This window comes from Ferruginibacter yonginensis (assembly GCF_042651465.1).
Classification (GTDB): domain Bacteria; phylum Bacteroidota; class Bacteroidia; order Chitinophagales; family Chitinophagaceae; genus Ferruginibacter; species Ferruginibacter yonginensis.
This window is the reverse complement of record NZ_JBHSCZ010000002.1, coordinates 363,142-378,986: the sequence shown is the minus strand read 5'-3', so window position 1 is coordinate 378,986 and position 15,845 is coordinate 363,142. Positions and strand designations below refer to the sequence as shown.

Below are 15,845 nucleotides of genomic sequence, written 5' to 3'. Positions count from 1 at the left end.
AAATTTTATTCAAAAGGAATTTTTACTACAACTGCTTTTAATAAAGTAGCACGTACTTTAATAAAAATTTCAGCGCCAATAGCAGCATAGGCGGTGTCAACATAACCCATTCCTATAGCTTTGTTTAATGAAGGTGCTTGTGTACCTGAGGTAACAATACCAATAGTGCTGCCGTCAAAATTTTTAATTTCGTAATCATGACGGGCAATACCTTTTTCCATCATTTCAAAGCCAACAAGTTTGCGTTGTACGCCTGCTGCTTTTTGCTTTTCGAAAGTAGCTTTATTGATAAAATCTTTGCTAAACTTGGTGATCCAGCCGAGGCCAGCTTCAATAGGTGAAGTGGTATCGTTAATGTCATTACCATATAAACAGAAACCTTTTTCTAAACGAAGGGTATCTCTTGCACCAAGGCCAATCGGTTTAATATCGGCAGATTTTCCTGCTTCAAAAATGGCATCCCAAATAATATCAGCAGCGTTGTTGCTGTTTTCAAAATAAATTTCAACACCACCACTACCTGTGTAACCTGTAGCACTTATTAATACATTACCAACGCCAGCAAAAGTGCCTTTTGCAAAAGTATAATAAGGAAGGTTTAAAATATCAATATCGGTGAGGGGTTGTAATATTTTAGTAGCGTTAGGACCTTGTATTGCTAACAAACAAGTATCATCAGATATGTTTTGCATAACAACATCGTTGGTATTGTGTTGGGTAATCCAGTTCCAATCTTTATCAATATTACCAGCATTTACCACTAACATATATACATTATTGGGCTCAATGCAATACACCAATAAATCATCAACAATACCGCCAGTTTCATTTGGCATACAGCTGTATTGTGCTTTGCCGGCAACAAGTTTGCTAGCATCGTTGGTGGTAATGCGTTGTATAAGTTCCAACGCATGAGGGCCTTTTAATAAAAATTCACCCATATGGCTTACATCAAAAACGCCAGCATTGTTACGAACACTAGCATGTTCATCATTAATACCGGTATAAGAAATGGGCATGTTAAACCCAGCAAAATCGGCCATTTTAGCGCCTAGTGCTACGTGTTTATGTGTAAACGGGGTATTTTTCATGTATACAATTTAAGTGTGCAAATGTATTGAATAATTGTAGAATGTAAAATTTGATGCATGCTACCTTAATTTAAAATTGTTGTAAAATAAAAAGCCCCGCTGTTGCCAACGGGAGCTTTTTCAACCTCAACTTACATGCTTTATTATATTACTGACCTGATGGGGTTGTGACCAGGTATTTTTTCAAACAGGGTAGCCGTACCACCTGCTTTCTCTTGGTATTTTTCTAATTGTTTATCAATTTTTTCTTTTTCTTTTTTCAATGAATCTTTCATGCGTTGCTCTTCTTTTTGTAAAATCAGTTTTAAAGAATCAACTTTGTTAGTAGGCGGCTCATTTGTATTGTAGCGGTAAGTGCCAGCATCTTCATCATCACTATCATCATCTACTTGTATACCATTACTATTGATGATTACCCTACCGTTACCATCTTTTACATCAATACCATTTTTATTAATACGTACACGGTTGTTTTTGTACGTATCAGCAGGTTTACCATCGAGGGTGTAAAGGCCATCTTTTGTCATGGTATACCAAACACCATGGTTCCAACCGTCTTCTGTGTTTTCAAATACAACATCTTCCCAATTACCATTGTTTGGTCCGTTGATGATGACATTGTAATTACGATCAACCTTATCGTTTACTTTAATTTGTTTACCAACAGGTACGTAAACAGTGATTACTACACGTTGGTTGCGAAATTTATCAGTTTTATTAATTGCAATACCGTTGTTGATGATTAAGAAAGAATCTTGTTGGTATGCGTTAAAGTTGATTAATGAAGCGGCAGTATCTGCATAGCGTTTGTTGCTACCATTGGCCATTTTCATCATTGTTATTTTAAAGCTATCGTTAGGCGATTTAACTATTTGTATGATGGTGTTTTTAACAAAAGCGGTGTCATCATCAATACCTTCAAAAGGCGACATGGTAAAAAAGCGACTGCGACTGTAACGTTGCCCCGGTGCTAACGTAGTAATTTCTAAAGATTTTACAGATGGGTTTGTTAATGTAACCTGTTGCTCAATTATGTTTGAATTGGCTTTAAAATCTTTAAACACTGATGATATTAAAAAGATAAAACAAACCCAACCAACTACCCAAAGTGCACTAAACCCAAAGCGTAGTAACTTGCTACCAGCTTTAATTTTTGCAATTTTTCTGATAATCCAAGTGATAACACCAATCATTGGCGTAAGTATAAAAAATATTAATGTACCCCAAGCCAATGCCGTTTGCCACCCTTGCGTTAAAACAAAATCTTTAGCAGGAAAAATACCAATAGCTACGATACCCAAAGAAAACAAAGCCACCACTAAAGAAAAACCAACTACGGCTAAAATGAAGTATACAAATATTTTAACCAACAGTGCAATTATATCACCCAAGCCTCTGCTGCTTTTTTTAGCAATGCTGCTAGCCTCTGAACTAAAAGCCCTGCTTTTTTCGTTGGCAATAATGGTAGCTTCTTTACTAAACTTTTGTACACGTTGTTGTACGCCTTTCATTTCATCAACCACAGCATTTTTAATAGAGTTCATATCAACCTTTTCGCCTTTCATTTCAAGCTTTTCGGCAGTAGTGGTAGCTTCTGGTAAAACCAACCATAAAATAATATAGATAAAAACAGCACCCGGACTAAACCCTAATCGTAAAAATTCGCCGAAGTTGTTAAACCCATCATCCCAATGGTTCCAACGGTTTACGAATGATAAAAACGGAATTAAAAACAATACCCTCGGAATCCATACACTTATACCAAAATAATGTGCTAAGCCGCTGCACACACCGCCAACGTATTTTTCATCACCATCACGGTAAAGTTTTTTACGCATGCTTCCAATTTCAGTGGTAGAGCTACTTGGTGTAGCAATCCATAAAATAATGTAAGGCAACAAACCAAACCCAAATGAAAAAACGAGTATTAAAAAAATAACCCTCACCACCACTACATCAATACCAAAATAGTTGGCAATACCGCTACACACACCGCCGATTATTTTTTGATTTTCATCTCTATACAATCGCTTTTTGTAATGTGTATTGGTGTTGGTTTCGGTGTTTGATGATGCCCCTTCATTGGTTTTTTCATTTTGTTGGGAAAAGGATGCTTCTTCGGTTTCAAAATCTTCGGGGCGGCCCATACTTTTGATAATAGCATTTACATCATCATCAGTAATACAAGTGGCGCCATTTTTAATACGCTCTTGAAAAAGTTCGCCAATACGGTTTTCGATGTCGTTAATAATTTCATCTTTACCATCTTCAGCAGCGAAGTGACGAGAAAGACTATCTATATAAGCTTTTAGAATATCGTAAGCAGATACTTCTATTGGAACTACCCTGCCTTGAAAATTTATGTTTATTACCTGTTTCATTTTGTAATAATTGATCGTTGAAAATTTGTTGTTGAGGTGATGTTGTTTTGGTGTTTATTAACCGGTAAGTGCTTGTACTGCATTGGCCAGTTCGTTCCAAGTAGTTTCTAATTCTGCATAAAACGTGGCGCCTTTTTCGGTTAATGAAAAATACTTTCGTGGCGGTCCGCTATTACTTTCCACCCAACGGTAGGTTAGCAATTCGGCATTTTTGAGCCTAGTAAGCAACGGGTATAAAGTGCCCTCAAAAATATTGAGGTTGGCTGCTTTCATTTTATCAATAATGTCAGAAGGATAAGCTTCTCCTTGTTTAATAACCGATAAAATGCAGAACTCTAAAACGCCCTTCCTCATTTGGCTTGCGGTGTTATCAATATTCATGGCATTTATTTTTAATGTTGTACCCAAACCTTGGTTTCGGTAGTGTAACTTCTTTTACAACACAAAGATAGGTTTAATTTGGTACTATGCAACACATAATACCATTTATTTTAAAGTAGTAGGTGCTGTATTTTTGGTGATAAATCGCTGAAATACAATACAGGTGTTGGTTTCATTAAAAAATGCCTGCTAAAAAAATAGTTTCATTTTAGGATGATTGGCGTATTAGCATGGCTGAGCGGTAAATTAATCACCCCAATACATGGCTAAAACAATACCGGGTTAACCAATATAATAGTCTACCTTTGCAATAGTTCATTTATTTAGCGGCATTAAAAGCCCGGACGATTATTGTAGATTTTTATTTAATACACTTCCCCAATAACATGCTGTACGAACAATAGCATGCTCCCATTTTTAGTGATGATGGATACCATCATTTCCGCACTCATTTATTAAAACAATTTATTTTGTTATTTACAGACTTAAAATTAATTAAGCCCATATTAGATGCGCTTATTAAAGAAGGCTATACAAAGCCTACACCCATTCAACAAGGAGCTATACCACATATTTTAGCTGGTAGAGATTTGTTGGGTTGTGCTCAAACAGGCACAGGTAAAACAGCAGCTTTTGCAATACCAATGCTACAGTTGTTAGCCAAACCAACCACCATGCAAGGTGGCGGTCAACGACCAATAAGAGCACTCATATTAACACCTACTCGTGAGTTAGCTATACAAATACAAGAAAGCTTTAATGCATATGGCGCCAACTTGCGCTTAAAAAACTTGGTAATTTTTGGCGGTGTAAACCAAGGCCCACAAGTAAACGAACTACGCCGAGGTATTGATGTATTGGTAGCTACGCCTGGCCGCTTGTTAGATTTAATGAGCCAAGGGTTCATTAATTTAAAAGATATTGAAATTTTTGTGTTAGATGAAGCTGATCGTATGTTAGATATGGGTTTTGTGCATGATGTTAAAAGGGTAATAACCAAATTGCCTAGCAAACGCCAAACGCTTTTCTTTTCAGCAACAATGCCTGGTGAAATACAATCATTAGCCAATAGCATTTTAACCAACCCCGAAAAAGTAGAAGTAACACCCGTATCATCAACGGCAGATACTATTGAACAATCGTTGTTTTATGTGGAAAAAGATAACAAAAAATCATTGTTAGCCTACATTTTAGCTGATAAAACAATAGAAACCGCCTTGGTGTTTACCCGTACCAAACATGGTGCAGATAAAGTAGTAAAAGATTTGGCCAGAATTGGTGTAAGCGCCGAAGCGATACATGGCAACAAATCGCAAAATGCAAGACAAAGAGCGTTATCCAACTTTAAAAACAGAACCACAAGGGTATTGGTTGCTACCGATATTGCTGCAAGAGGTATTGATGTTGACGATTTAACCCATGTTATTAATTACGAATTGCCCGATGTTGCTGAAACCTATGTACACCGTATTGGTCGTACCGGTAGAGCAGGCGCTAGTGGTATATCTTTCTCATTTTGCGAAGCAGAAGAAACAGAAGCATTGAGAGATATTCATAAATTAATTGGCAAGCAAATTCCAGTGAACGAAAACCACCCTTACCATGTTACATTTAATAAAATTATGGGGCGTCCAAAACAAGCGGTAAGGCCACAACGGCCACCACAACGCAGTTTTGGCGGTGGAAGAAGCAATGCAGAACGTAATAGAAAATACGGTTCAAAAGAACCACAAAGACGCTAAAGAGAGGGCCACATCATTAAAATGTGGCTTTTTTATTGCAACTATTTATTTCATCCATCAATATATTTGTTTAAACATTCTTATGGTTCCATACAATCAAAAAAACCCATTCAGTTACGTTTTTAAATTTCATAAGGCTGATACGTTTCGCAAACTATTACCTTTTATTGTATTGTTTTGTTTGTACGCTTGGGCCGTAGCGTATTTGGTTAAGGAGTATTATCACTTGCCAGATAGTAGTCCGTTACACAAAGTAACCCTCATGCATGCATTGTTGGGTTTTGCAATATCAACTTTATTAGTATTTAGAACCAATACCGCTTATGATCGTTGGTGGGAGGGGCGTAAATTATGGGGTGCATTGGTAAACAATAGCCGCAATTTAGCCATGAAACTCAACGCTATTTTACCAGAAAATATGGTGGAAGATCGTACTTTTTTTAGCAAAGTAATTCCGGCTTTTGCTTTGGTATTACACGATCATTTACATAAAGAAAACACCCGTACGGAGTTGTTTGAAGATGCGCAACATGGCCATATTTTTAATGAAATTGATGAAGATAAACACATACCTAACCAAGTGGGCGCTATAATTTACAAAAGAGTACAAAAATTATTGGCGCAAAAAGTAATAACAGGCGAACAGTTACTATTTATTAATGCAGAGCTACAATCGCTAGCTGATATTTGTGGCGCTTGTGAACGTATTAAAAATACGCCCATACCTTTTTCGTATAGTGTATTTATAAAAAAGTTTATTTTCATTTACGTGGCCACATTACCTTTTGGCTATGTATTTGATTTAGGTTATTTGGTAATACCTGTTACTGCTTTTATTTTATATGTATTGGCAAGTTTAGAATTAATTGCAGAAGAAATTGAAGACCCTTTTGGTGGCGACCAAAACGATGTGCCAACAGATAAAATTGCCGCCAATATTCAAAAAAACGTAGCAGATATTTTATAAATAGCCGTATATAAATCAAATTGCATACGTATTACGTATATACAAAAAACAATAACCCCCAGCATGAAATACAATCAATTAACACCAGAGGAAGCCTATGTAATTTTACAAAAAGGTACCGAAAGGCCTTTTACTGGCGAACTCAATAACAATAAAGCAACAGGTACCTATATATGCAGGCAATGCGATGCACCGCTTTACAACTCAACTGATAAGTTTGACAGCCATTGTGGATGGCCAAGTTTTGATGATGAAATACCGGGAGCGGTAAAAAGAGTGCCTGATGCTGATGGTCACCGAGTTGAAATAGTATGTAATAATTGTGCCGGCCACTTAGGGCACGTATTTACAGGTGAAAGGTTTACTGCAAAAAATACCAGGCATTGTGTAAACTCTATTTCATTAAAATTTATACCAGCAAATAATTCATAAAAAAAGCGCTTCAAACGAAGCGCTTTTTTTATTCAACTTTAAGTTGTTTGGTATTGTATAATACAATTTCTGGTTTTTCTTTAAAGAGTACAATTTTTCCTGTAACACACACATTTTTATCTTTCAATTGTAGCTCAGGCGCATAACCCATTTCTTTACGTACACTTAAAGGTATCATAATCGTTAAAGGGTGGTTAGGAAAAGCAGCACCCATATTTAACAAAGTGGGCGAACTATTTGATGTTTCAAAAAAACGCCCTCCAAAAATTTTACCACATACCTTCGTGCTATCTCCAATGTGTTGAGCAGCTTCATCAGCTTTTATAGTTTGTGCTGTTGCAAAATAATTACAAAAAACCACCAATAAACTACTGATCACAAAACGTTTCATACCTAATTATTAAGAAGATAAATATACACAACATTAACGTGTGATGGGTTAAAATATTATCAACATTAATGGGTTAACCTTGAGGCATTTCTTGGTAAAAAACAGCGTACCAAACACCGTTACGTTTAACATATACTGATGATGCTGAAACCTTTGGTATCCATTTTACGCCATCAGCCCCTGTAACATCTTGTAATACATCGTAATAAATAATAGCAACATCATTAGCAACCGGTTTTACCTTAATATTAGAGAGATGGTAATCAGTAAAAGTGGTTTTACTTAATAAATTAATAACATCGCTTGGTAACATGTTACCACTGCTAAAATAACCAATATAATCATCAGCCAAAATAGCCCTTAACTTATCAAACTGTTTGGTTTTTGAAAACTCCCAAATACTAATTTCTCTTTCGGTAATTTTTTCCCCATCGGCTTTACTCATAACTGGTAAAGGAACAGTGGTTTTTGAATTACCGTTGTTTTTACATTGACTAAAACATAAAATAACAAATGTAAAGGTGGCTATGGCTTTAACTAACTGCTTCATTTTAAAAATTTTAATGATGTAATAAGTAATTGTACTTGCAATTATTTTACCAAAAAAAATCAAAAAAAAATCGAAAAAGTTATCCCTACCATGTGCATTACTTTGGTGGAAAACTAATTTTTATGGCTGTAGCCTTTACTGTGTTTGCGTTTACATAATTTGTAAACATTCTGTGAAAAACTCTTTCAAAAAAGTGTATCAAATGATTAGTAATATTGTTTTCAAAGTGAACAAATCGGCTAACTGTTGACAACTGTCAAATTACCAAACCCTCGTTTGCTTTGCAACAAACAGCAACAATTTCTAAAATTATATACGCAATGCAAATGGAACCGCTTTTAGCAGATAATAAAGACCGCTTCGTACTTTTCCCTATTACCCATCAGGATATTTGGAAAATGTACAAACAAGCGGAAGCTAGCTTTTGGACGGCTGAGGAGTTAGACCTTACAACTGATGTACAGGATTGGGCTAATAAATTAACAGAAGATGAACGTTATTTTATTAAACACGTATTAGCATTTTTTGCAGCTAGTGATGGTATCGTAAACGAAAACTTAGCAGTTAACTTTTTAAAAGAAGTACAATACCCTGAGGCTAGGTGTATGTATGGCTTTCAGGTAATGATTGAAAATATACACAGTGAAGCTTATTCGCTGTTAATTGATACCTATATTAAAGACCCTATTGAAAAAGATAGGTTGTTACGTGCCATTGAAACCATTGATTGTGTACAGAAAAAAGCAGAGTGGGCTTTGCGTTGGATTGATAAGGGCAGCTTTGCAGAACGATTGGTAGCATTTGCAGCAGTGGAAGGTATTTTCTTTTCAGGCTCATTCTGTTCAATTTTTTGGTTAAAAAAGAGGGGTTTAATGCCAGGCCTTGCTTTTGCGAACGAATTAATTAGTAGAGATGAAGGCTTGCATTGCGATTTTGCTTGCCTATTATATACCCAGCATTTGCAAAACCAATTACCAAAAGAAACCGTTACAAAAATTATAACAGATGCTGTTGAAATAGAAAAAGATTTTGTTTCAAGTGCATTGCCAGTACGATTGATAGGTATGAATGCCGATTTAATGTGCAATTACATTGAGTTTGTTGCTGATAGGTTGTTACTATCATTAGGTTGTGCAAAAGTGTACAACGCAACCAACCCTTTTGATTTTATGGAATTGATTTCATTACAAGGCAAAACCAACTTCTTCGAAAAAAGAGTAGGCGAATACCAAAAAGCTGGCGTAATGGGCGAAGGCGGCACTACCTCAAAAGTGTTTTCGTTAGATGAAGATTTTTAATAAATACATAGTAATTGGTTTTTAGTATTTAGCATAAACCCTATCCGAATTAGCTAAATAAATAAAACGTACTAATAAAAGAAGGGGTGTTTCAATTGCAGTAAATATTGCAGTAGGCGCCAAAATAAAATAATAGCAAAACACATTCAATTATTTTATTTCAATTGTTGTTAGGCTTAGTTATAAAACAAAACATACAGCACAATAGCAATTCAATAAAAATGAATAAACAAAAATAAAGCAACAACTTTTTTTAGAAAAGTTAACATCAATTCAAAAAGCGTTGTTTGCGTTATAAAATAAATTAAGCAAAAAAATCTAAATACAAACTACTAACTACTCAATACTAACACCATGCAGGTAATTAAAAGAAACGGAAAAAAAGAAGCAGTACACTTTGATAAAATCACATCAAGGGTAATGAAGTTGAGCTACGGCTTACAACTTAAAAGCGATGATATTATTGAAATCGCAAAAAAAGTAGTGGCTGGTATTTATGATAATGTTACCACAACGGAGTTAGATAATTTATCTGCAGAAACAGCAGCATCGTTCACCACACGTCACCCAGATTTTGCGGTGTTGGCAGCACGTATTGCAGTAAGTAACTTACACAAAAACACCAAAAAATCTTTTTCTGAAACAGCAGAAATTTTATACAATTATATTGATGCTAAAACGGGTGAGCATGCACCATTGTTGGCAGATGATATTTTTGAAGTAATTAAAAACAACAGCGATTTATTAGATGCTTCTATCATCTATGAAAGAGATTATCATTTTGATTTCTTCGGTTTTAAAACACTTGAAAAATCATACTTATTAAAAGTACATGGTAAAATTGTAGAGCGTCCGCAACATATGTTTATGAGGGTTGCCTTAGGTATTCATAAGCAAGATGTAGCTGCAGCTATTGAAACCTATAACTTAATGAGTGAAAAATGGTTTATACATGCAACGCCAACCTTGTTTAATGCAGGCACACCTAAGCCACAAATGAGCAGCTGCTTTTTATTGAGCATGAAAGATGATAGCATTGCTGGTATTTACGATACGCTAAAAGATTGTGCAATGATATCGCAATCGGCCGGTGGTATTGGTTTAAACATTCACAACGTTCGCTCAACAGGTAGTTATATTAAAGGCACCAACGGCACATCAAACGGTATTATACCAATGTTAAGGGTTTTTAACGATACGGCTCGTTACGTTGACCAAGGTGGAGGCAAACGCAAAGGCGCCTTCTCAGTTTACTTAGAGCCTTGGCATTCAGATGTATTTGAATTTTTGGAGCTCCGCAAAAACCATGGTAAAGAAGAAATGAGGGCAAGAGATTTATTTTTAGCCTTGTGGATACCTGATTTATTTATGAAGAGAGTAGAGGCTGATGGTAACTGGAGTTTATTTTGCCCGAACGAAGCTCAAAACTTACACACTACACATGGCGATGCATTTGAAGCTTTGTACGAACAATACGAACAAGAAGGAAAAGCAAGAAAAACCATTCCGGCTCGTGAATTATGGAATGCTATTTTAGAAGCACAAATTGAAACCGGTACACCTTATATTTTGTATAAAGATGCTGCTAACAAAAAGAGCAACCAACAAAATTTAGGTACCATACGTTGTAGTAACCTATGTACTGAAATTATTGAGTACAGCGATGAAAATGAAACAGCGGTTTGTAACCTTGCTTCATTATCATTACCAAGGTTTGTTGAAGGAAAAAAATTCAACTTCGATAAGTTGGTAGAAGTAACTAAAATTGTTACCCGTAACTTAAATAAAGTAATTGACGGTAATTACTATCCTATACCAGAAACCAAACGCAGTAACGAACGCCACCGCCCAATAGGCTTAGGTGTACAAGGTTTGGCCGATGTATTTATGATGATGGGCCTACCATTTGAAAGTGATATGGCGAAGTTGTTGAACAAAAATATTTTTGAATCAATATACTTTGCAGCTATGACCGCTTCATGCGAATTAGCACAAGAGCAAGGCGCTTACGAAACTTTTAAAGGTTCACCATTAAGTCAAGGTAAGTTTCAATTTGATTTGTGGGATGTTCAACCAAGCGAAAGATACGATTGGGAAGACTTACGTAAAAAAGTAATGGAACATGGTGTAAGAAACTCATTATTGTTAGCGCCAATGCCAACAGCATCTACTTCACAAATTTTAGGTAACAACGAGTGTTTTGAACCATACACTTCAAACATTTACAACCGCAGGGTATTAAGTGGTGAGTTTGCTGTAGTAAACAAACATTTGTTGAAGGATTTAGGTAACCTTGGTTTGTGGAACGATAATATGAAACAGCGCATTATAGCAGCAAATGGTTCTGTACAAAATATTGACGAAATACCAGCTGACTTAAAAGAAATTTATAAAACCGTTTGGGAAATCAAACAAAAAAATGTGATTGATATGTCGGCCGATAGAGGTGCTTTCATTTGCCAATCACAATCATTGAATTTGTTTGTAGAGCAACCAAATTTTGCAAAACTTTCATCTATGCATTTTTATACCTGGAAAAAAGGTTTAAAAACAGGTATGTATTATTTGCGTACTAAAGCAGCAGCTGATGCAATTAAGTTTACGGTAGATGCCGATGTTTTAAGCAAAACAAAAGATGATGCAACGGCACAAATTTCATGTTCGTTAGATAACCCAGACGCTTGTGAAGCCTGTGGTTCATAAAAATAATAACAACCATTAACGGGGCCGCTCTATTTTGTAGAGCGGCTTTTTTATGAAATAAGGAACAACTGAAAGTACAGCACAAGAGTAATAAACGCAACAATTATATTTGCAAAAAATTATACAAGATGATGGATGTGGTTGAAATGAATGGTATAAGTTATAATTTAAACTACATTGAAAAAGATTGCTGGGTACGCCTCTTAAATGGTTCACTCAAAGGAAAAGACCCTATGCATAATGCAGCAGTGGCTAGCATAGGTAAATTTGGCGTACACCAACGCACCGTTGTGTTACGAAGGGTAAACACACAACAAAAACAAGTGGCTTTTCATACAGATATACGCAGTGGTAAATGGGGCGAACTTAATAATGGCGATACCATCAGTTGGTTATTTTATGATGCGCCGGCCCGAATACAAATTAGATTGAGCGGCACAATCACCAAACATTATAATGATGATGTTGCTAACCAAGCATGGAACAAAAGCACCGTTAATAGTAAAAAAGTGTATTTGGGCTTACAAGGTCCATCAACTATTTCGGCAATACCCACTAGTGGGCTTTCTGAAACTTTAGAAACTAATACGATTACAGAAGAAGAAGCTCAAAAAGGTAAGCCTAATTTTGGTTTGGTAATTACCAACATACAATGGATGGAGTGGTTGTGGCTAAACAGTAAAGGGCACCGCAGGGCAGCGTTTCATTATAACAATGATTTTACTTTTAATGCACATTGGCTTATACCATAGTTACAATAAATTGATATCGCATATTTAAAATATGTTTGTATTTTACAATGTCAATTATAGGCCACAAATAGCAACTAGTGAAAATTACCACCAAACAAATTCAGTACGGAACAGATATACATACTTGTAAAAACTGTGAACATAAGTTTACTGGCAAAGCATGTAATATGTGTGGCGAAAAAGTGTTTGATCCCCATCAACTTACCACCAAACATTTTTTTCATGAGGTGATTGATTTTTTTTACCACTTTGAAAGTAAGGTATTAAAAACCATCAAACTAAATTTTTTAAAGCCAGGCTTTATTACACTACAAAATATAAAAGGCATACGTGTACCTTATGCAAAGCCCGTACAACTGTATCTTGTAGTAGCTTTTGTGTTTTATGTTATAGTGAGTAAAGTAGGTGTGAAGGATTATATACCAACGTTTGGCGATCACCATTACTTCTCTTTATCTGACTACAAATTATTACAATGGGCACAACCGCTTGATGATAAAATTGCAGCAAACATTGATTCGCTTTGGGTAAAAAAGGGTAGAGTGATGCAAGCTGAAATTGAAGAAAAACTACGCTACAACAGCGTTAACCAACAATCACTCATATTAAAATCAAGAGATAGGCAAGATAGTATTGTACTACCAGTTGAAAATGTACCCATTATTGCGTACCGGCAAATGGTGGAACTTCGGCAATCCCTATACAACCACTCAATTGGTACATTTGGCAAAACGTTTATTTTTATTTTATTGCCCATTTTTGCTGCATTTTTATTTTTAATTTTCTTCAAAAAAATACAATACTATGGTGCTGCCCTTATTTTGGCTACCCATTTTATGATATATAACTTATGCGTTTATAGCCTGTATACATTAATTGATTTATGGCCACGGTACCTTTTTAAAGGGTTTAAAGGGTGGGTATTAAGGCCATTTGATGCGGTTTTATACAATGAAACCATGGCGCCTATTAGTGAAGCTTTGTTTGGCAGCGGCTTTGAGTTTTTTCACCTTTTGTTTTGGATGCCCTGGTTGTACATCGCCTTTAAGCGTTTGTTTAATACCGTTTGGTGGAAAAACATCATCTTATCATATTTACTTAGCAGGGTTTTCTTTTACCTCATTTTTGGCGTACTTAAAAAAGTACTTATAGCATTTACGGTGTACAATATGCATCTATAAAAACAGACTTCTATAAGGTTGTAAGAAGTCTGTTTTATAAGTTATTTATTTTTTATCAGCAATATTAAAAACAGCTGTATAAAAAGTAGTATCGCCTTTTTCAAAATTTACTCGTCTGTTATCAGCATCTTGCAATTCCATAGTATCGTTTATAACAAACTTAACTTCTGTAAAAGTATAACCGGTTTCAAAAGTAATGGCAGTAGTATAAATGCTGCTATCATTTTTTAAAGCATTCAATTTTGTAATATTTTTCCAGCTAAGCGGTTTGTTATTTCCTTTTATACCTACAGATGTAATACTTGTTTTACCGTTGGTATCAAGCGAAAAAACCACCGTTTTTTTAAAAGTTTTTTGAACACAACTGCTGTACAATAATATGGCTGCTGTTAATTTTAGAATTATAAAATATTTCATTTGTATAGTTTTTTTGTAATTAAATAATCAATACCAAACCTGCCGCTGCCCAATATTAGTGTGAAAATACTCACCCATAAAAAACCCATAGCAGGTAGCATGTTCCATGTACCATTGCTCCATTGTTGTAAAAATATAGCTACTAACATAGTGCATACTAATAAAAAAGCGGCTACCCTTGTTTGTAAACCAAGTAGTAAAAGTAAGCCACCTACTGCTTCGCTGAAGGCGCCCATCCAAGCAAAAAATACGGGGAACATTTTAAAAATGCCACCATACGAAGCAACATCTTGTGGAAACCAATAGGCTACTTCAAAAAGACCAAGATTATTATCTACCGGCGACCAAGGCATACCAAATTTTGCTGCGCCAAAATCAGTAGCTAACAAATAGCCGCAAATAAATCGGGGTAACATAAAAAGTACATCTTGCCACCAAAATGGCATTGTGATAGGTGTTAGTAATTTTTTCATTGTTATAAGTTGAGGTTGTTAAAAAAAATTGAATGTGAAATGAAATTATAATCCAAATACTCGGTTATTATCTTCTTTTTTTACAATTAAAAATGGCGGCTCATTATCGATACGGTTACCACTCATAACCGTTGCCACTTGGTTATTGTTAGCAATGTATACTTTAGCACCAACTAACAGTCGTAATTTTTTTCTTTGTCCGGGCATTAAAAAGAAGCCATTGGTACCGTTGCCAGTATTGCCTGGCTCATAAGTTATAATGGTTGGTTTTTTGGGTAAGAGGCTATTATTTTTTAAGTAGATATTCACCAACCCATCCGAGCCATTGGGTGTTACAACTGTGGTAGTTGGCGTATTTGATGCGGTTGTTTTTGAAATAATTTGTCCATTGCCATTATCTTCAATAACGGTTATATTTTTTGAGTGGGTGTATACATTACCATTGCCATTTCTTTTTATGGCGATGTTATTGGCCATTAATTTATTAGCATCAACATTACCGTTACCATTACAAATAATAAGTAAGTCGTTGACTTTACCTGTTATAAAAGTATTGCCGTTGCCAATATTACTAATGGTGCAATTGTTACCGATGGTATTATTTATTTGAATATTGCTATTGCCTTTGTTTAAAACAGCACTTAAAGTTGGTGCACTAATGCGTATGTCAATATTGGTTTTTTCGAGGTAGCGTTTATTATTGGTGTTGCCTTTTAAAGTAATGCTAAGTTGTTGGCTGTTTTCAGTAACAGTTAATAATTCGGCCAAATTATCATCAATAGCAATTGTTATGGCATAGGGCTTACCAATATCAATAGTAGCTTTTCCTACAAAATCTATTAAATCAACTGACGTAAATTGGTTAAAAGCAAAGGTTTTGTTTACAACCTTGCCCGATCCATTTAAGGGTGCTCGTTGGCAAAAACTCATTTGAAAACTCATTAAAAAACTGATGCTGCATACAAGTAACTTTTTCATGTTGGTTTGTTTTTGTGATTTATTTCAACAAAGGTGCAGCACACAAACAGCCATACGGTTTCAAATGATGATTTGATACAACTCAACAAGGGCTCAAATCATAACATC

15 protein-coding genes are annotated in these 15,845 nt (G+C 35.4%); 7 read left to right on the top strand and 8 right to left on the bottom strand.

The window, feature by feature from the left end; translation table 11 throughout:
- Positions 1-5: 5 nt before the first annotated feature.
- The 3 genes from gcvT to ACFOWM_RS08785 form a co-directional block, all read right to left on the bottom strand.
- Positions 6-1,091, bottom strand: a complete 1,086-nt coding sequence (gcvT, locus tag ACFOWM_RS08795; protein ID WP_379708955.1) for a glycine cleavage system aminomethyltransferase GcvT — start codon at positions 1,089-1,091, stop codon at positions 6-8.
- A gap of 143 nt (positions 1,092-1,234) precedes the next feature.
- Positions 1,235-3,472: a PspC domain-containing protein gene (locus tag ACFOWM_RS08790; protein WP_379708953.1), complete on the bottom strand. Its 2,238-nt coding sequence runs from the start codon at positions 3,470-3,472 to the stop codon at positions 1,235-1,237.
- 57 nt (positions 3,473-3,529) lie between these two features.
- Positions 3,530-3,853, bottom strand: coding sequence for a PadR family transcriptional regulator (locus ACFOWM_RS08785; protein WP_379708951.1), 324 nt, complete (start codon positions 3,851-3,853; stop codon positions 3,530-3,532).
- A 470-nt stretch (positions 3,854-4,323) separates the two neighbouring features.
- Here ACFOWM_RS08785 and ACFOWM_RS08780 point away from each other — a divergent pair, with 470 nt between their 5' ends.
- From ACFOWM_RS08780 to ACFOWM_RS08770, 3 genes are all read left to right on the top strand, one after another.
- Entirely contained in the window at positions 4,324-5,595 is a 1,272-nt protein-coding gene (locus tag ACFOWM_RS08780; protein ID WP_379708949.1) for a DEAD/DEAH box helicase, read from the top strand.
- Positions 5,596-5,677: 82 nt separating this feature from the next.
- Positions 5,678-6,562, top strand: a complete 885-nt coding sequence (locus tag ACFOWM_RS08775; protein WP_379708947.1) for a bestrophin family protein — start codon at positions 5,678-5,680, stop codon at positions 6,560-6,562.
- Between the two features lie 63 nt (positions 6,563-6,625).
- On the top strand, positions 6,626-6,994 hold the full coding sequence (locus ACFOWM_RS08770; RefSeq protein WP_379708945.1) for a methionine-R-sulfoxide reductase: 369 nt from the start codon (positions 6,626-6,628) through the stop codon (positions 6,992-6,994).
- Between the two features lie 28 nt (positions 6,995-7,022).
- On the opposite strand, the gene ACFOWM_RS08765 is transcribed toward ACFOWM_RS08770, so the two are convergent.
- On the bottom strand, positions 7,023-7,385 hold the full coding sequence (locus ACFOWM_RS08765) for a hypothetical protein (protein ID WP_379708943.1): 363 nt from the start codon (positions 7,383-7,385) through the stop codon (positions 7,023-7,025).
- 73 nt (positions 7,386-7,458) lie between these two features.
- On the bottom strand, positions 7,459-7,935 hold the full coding sequence (locus tag ACFOWM_RS08760) for a nuclear transport factor 2 family protein (RefSeq protein WP_379708941.1): 477 nt from the start codon (positions 7,933-7,935) through the stop codon (positions 7,459-7,461).
- Between the two features lie 320 nt (positions 7,936-8,255).
- Between ACFOWM_RS08760 and ACFOWM_RS08755 the strand changes: the two genes are divergently transcribed.
- The 4 genes from ACFOWM_RS08755 to ACFOWM_RS08740 all read left to right on the top strand — a co-directional run bounded on the left by ACFOWM_RS08755 (position 8,256) and on the right by ACFOWM_RS08740 (position 13,869).
- Entirely contained in the window at positions 8,256-9,233 is a 978-nt protein-coding gene (locus tag ACFOWM_RS08755) for a ribonucleoside-diphosphate reductase small subunit (protein ID WP_379708939.1), read from the top strand.
- 354 nt (positions 9,234-9,587) lie between these two features.
- Entirely contained in the window at positions 9,588-11,936 is a 2,349-nt protein-coding gene (locus ACFOWM_RS08750) for a ribonucleoside-diphosphate reductase subunit alpha (protein WP_379708937.1), read from the top strand.
- Between the two features lie 128 nt (positions 11,937-12,064).
- Positions 12,065-12,688 carry a hypothetical protein gene (locus tag ACFOWM_RS08745; protein WP_379708935.1) on the top strand — a complete coding sequence of 208 codons (624 nt, stop codon included), beginning with the start codon at positions 12,065-12,067 and terminating at the stop codon, positions 12,686-12,688.
- 77 nt (positions 12,689-12,765) lie between these two features.
- The gene (locus ACFOWM_RS08740) at positions 12,766-13,869 is read left to right on the top strand and encodes a DUF3667 domain-containing protein (RefSeq protein ID WP_379708933.1); all 1,104 of its coding nucleotides are present in this window, start codon (positions 12,766-12,768) and stop codon (positions 13,867-13,869) included.
- Between the two features lie 45 nt (positions 13,870-13,914).
- On the opposite strand, the gene ACFOWM_RS08735 is transcribed toward ACFOWM_RS08740, so the two are convergent.
- The 3 genes from ACFOWM_RS08735 to ACFOWM_RS08725 are packed head-to-tail and all read right to left on the bottom strand — an operon-like array spanning position 13,915 to position 15,737.
- Positions 13,915-14,286 (bottom strand): hypothetical protein, encoded by a 372-nt coding sequence (locus ACFOWM_RS08735; protein WP_379708931.1) that lies wholly within the window; start codon positions 14,284-14,286, stop codon positions 13,915-13,917.
- On the bottom strand, positions 14,283-14,759 hold the full coding sequence (locus tag ACFOWM_RS08730) for a DoxX family protein (protein WP_379708929.1): 477 nt from the start codon (positions 14,757-14,759) through the stop codon (positions 14,283-14,285). The genes ACFOWM_RS08735 and ACFOWM_RS08730 overlap by 4 nt, the downstream gene beginning before the upstream one ends.
- A 45-nt stretch (positions 14,760-14,804) precedes the next feature.
- A complete protein-coding gene (locus tag ACFOWM_RS08725; RefSeq protein WP_379708927.1) occupies positions 14,805-15,737 on the bottom strand; it encodes a GIN domain-containing protein in 933 nt (310 codons plus the stop codon).
- Between the last annotated feature and the right edge of the window lie 108 nt (positions 15,738-15,845).

Bases quoted from the DNA above. Each gene is read 5' to 3' on its own strand.
- gcvT (WP_379708955.1), bottom strand. From the start codon at position 1,091: ATGAAAAATACCCCGTTTACACATAAACACGTAGCACTAGGCGCTAAA.
- ACFOWM_RS08790 (WP_379708953.1), bottom strand. From the start codon at position 3,472: ATGAAACAGGTAATAAACATAAATTTTCAAGGCAGGGTAGTTCCAATA.
- ACFOWM_RS08785 (WP_379708951.1), bottom strand. From the start codon at position 3,853: ATGAATATTGATAACACCGCAAGCCAAATGAGGAAGGGCGTTTTAGAG.
- ACFOWM_RS08775 (WP_379708947.1), top strand. From the start codon at position 5,678: ATGGTTCCATACAATCAAAAAAACCCATTCAGTTACGTTTTTAAATTT.
- ACFOWM_RS08770 (WP_379708945.1), top strand. From the start codon at position 6,626: ATGAAATACAATCAATTAACACCAGAGGAAGCCTATGTAATTTTACAA.
- ACFOWM_RS08765 (WP_379708943.1), bottom strand. From the start codon at position 7,385: ATGAAACGTTTTGTGATCAGTAGTTTATTGGTGGTTTTTTGTAATTAT.
- ACFOWM_RS08760 (WP_379708941.1), bottom strand. From the start codon at position 7,935: ATGAAGCAGTTAGTTAAAGCCATAGCCACCTTTACATTTGTTATTTTA.
- ACFOWM_RS08755 (WP_379708939.1), top strand. From the start codon at position 8,256: ATGCAAATGGAACCGCTTTTAGCAGATAATAAAGACCGCTTCGTACTT.
- ACFOWM_RS08750 (WP_379708937.1), top strand. From the start codon at position 9,588: ATGCAGGTAATTAAAAGAAACGGAAAAAAAGAAGCAGTACACTTTGAT.
- ACFOWM_RS08745 (WP_379708935.1), top strand. From the start codon at position 12,065: ATGATGGATGTGGTTGAAATGAATGGTATAAGTTATAATTTAAACTAC.
- ACFOWM_RS08735 (WP_379708931.1), bottom strand. From the start codon at position 14,286: ATGAAATATTTTATAATTCTAAAATTAACAGCAGCCATATTATTGTAC.
- ACFOWM_RS08730 (WP_379708929.1), bottom strand. From the start codon at position 14,759: ATGAAAAAATTACTAACACCTATCACAATGCCATTTTGGTGGCAAGAT.
- ACFOWM_RS08725 (WP_379708927.1), bottom strand. From the start codon at position 15,737: ATGAAAAAGTTACTTGTATGCAGCATCAGTTTTTTAATGAGTTTTCAA.